Genomic DNA, 1,607 nt, shown 5'->3' with positions numbered 1-1,607 from the left:
GGCGATCTTCAGGGCGAACACCGAAGCCGCCCCTTCCCGGGCCAGGTTGAAGGCGTCTTCCACGCACTCGATGGATTCGTCGGCCATGATCGGCGCCGGGCTGCTGGCATTCAGGCGCACCATGCCGGCGCGGTTGTTGCGCGAAATCGGTTGTTCGATCAGGTCGATGCCATTGCCGCCGAGGATGCGGCAGGCGCGCAGGGCCACGGCTTCGTCCCAGGCCTGGTTGACGTCGACCCGCACGCTGGCGCTGTCGCCCAGGGCCTTCTTGATGGCGATCACGTGGGCCAGGTCGCGGTCCACTTCACCGGCGCCGATCTTCAGCTTGAAGATGCGGTGGCGGCGCAGGTCGAGCATCTTCTGCGCTTCGGCGATGTCCTTGGCGGTGTCGCCGCTGGCCAGGGTCCAGGCCACCGGCAGCGCATCGCGCACCCGGCCGCCCAGCAGTTCGCTGACCGGCAGCCCGAGGCGCTTGCCCTGGGCGTCGAGCAAGGCGCTTTCGATACCGGATTTGGCGAAGGTGTTGCCGCGTATGCTCTGCTCCAGGCGCAGCATGGCGGCGTTGATGTTGCTGGCGTCCTGGCCGATCAGCAGCGGCGCGACGAAACGGTCGATATTGGTCTTGATGCTGTCCGGGCTTTCATTGCCATAGGCCAGGCCACCGATGGTGGTGGATTCCCCCAGGCCTTCGATGCCGTCGGCGCAGCGCAGGCGGATCAGCACCAGGGTCTGGTTCTGCATGGTGTGCATGGCCAGCTTGTGGGGGCGGATGGTCGGCAGATCGACGATGATCGTCTCGATCGATTCAATGGCAGAAGCGTGCATTTCCATACCCATCAGGTTCTTGAAGTTCTGCCAGCGATTCTGTCCCGGCTTTTTCCGGGGTTCCAATATAGAATTGGTCTGGCTTGATACCTTTAAGGTATGCACTTCACCACTGGGGAGCTGTCATGGAACTGCGTCATCTGCGCTATTTCCAGGTGCTGGGGGAAACACTCAACTTCACCCGCGCCGCCGAGCGCCTGCACATCGCCCAGCCGCCGTTGAGCCGGCAGATCCAGCAACTGGAAGACGAGTTGGGGGTGCTGCTGCTGGAGCGTGGCCGACCGCTGCGCCTGACCGCCGCCGGGCGGTTTTTCTACGAGCATTCCAACCGGGTACTGGAGCAGTTGGGCAAGGTCTGCGACAACACCCGGCGCATCGGCCTGGGGCACAAGACCTGGCTGGGCATCGGCTTTGCCCCCTCGACCCTGTACGGCGTGCTGCCGCAACTGATCCGCCGCCTGCGCAGCAACGGCACCCTGGAACTGGAACTGGGCCTGTCGGAGATGACTACCCTGCAGCAGGTGGAAGCCTTGAAGGCCGGGCGCATCGACATCGGCTTCGGGCGTATCCATATCGACGACCCGGCCATCGTGCAGAAGGTGCTGACCGAAGACCGCCTGGTGGTCGCCCTGCCCGCCGGCCACCCGCTGCTGGGGCAACCGGTGAGCCTGGCGCAACTGGCGGACGAGCCTTTCGTGCTGTACCCGGCCAACCCGCGCCCGAGCTACGCCGACCATGTGATCGCGCTGTTCAGTGCCCGGGGCCTGAACCTGAAGATCGCC

Annotated in this window: 2 protein-coding genes; one reads left to right on the top strand and one right to left on the bottom strand. The window is 64.8% G+C overall.

Annotation, left to right across the window (positions count from 1 at the left end; all coding sequences use genetic code 11):
* The coding region (locus F6S12_RS31585; protein ID WP_315869838.1) for a muconate/chloromuconate family cycloisomerase at nt 1–825 on the bottom strand (825 nt) is incomplete at its 3' end.
* A 125-nt stretch (nt 826–950) separates the two neighbouring features.
* On the opposite strand from F6S12_RS31585, the gene F6S12_RS31580 reads away from it, so the two are divergent.
* The coding region (locus F6S12_RS31580; protein ID WP_315869837.1) for a LysR family transcriptional regulator at nt 951–1,607 on the top strand (657 nt) is incomplete at its 3' end.

Source organism: Pseudomonas sp. JV245A (assembly GCF_032424515.1).
Lineage (GTDB): Bacteria > Pseudomonadota > Gammaproteobacteria > Pseudomonadales > Pseudomonadaceae > Aquipseudomonas > Aquipseudomonas protegens.
Note: the sequence above shows the minus strand (reverse complement) of the source record. Positions and strands in the feature narration are given on the sequence as shown.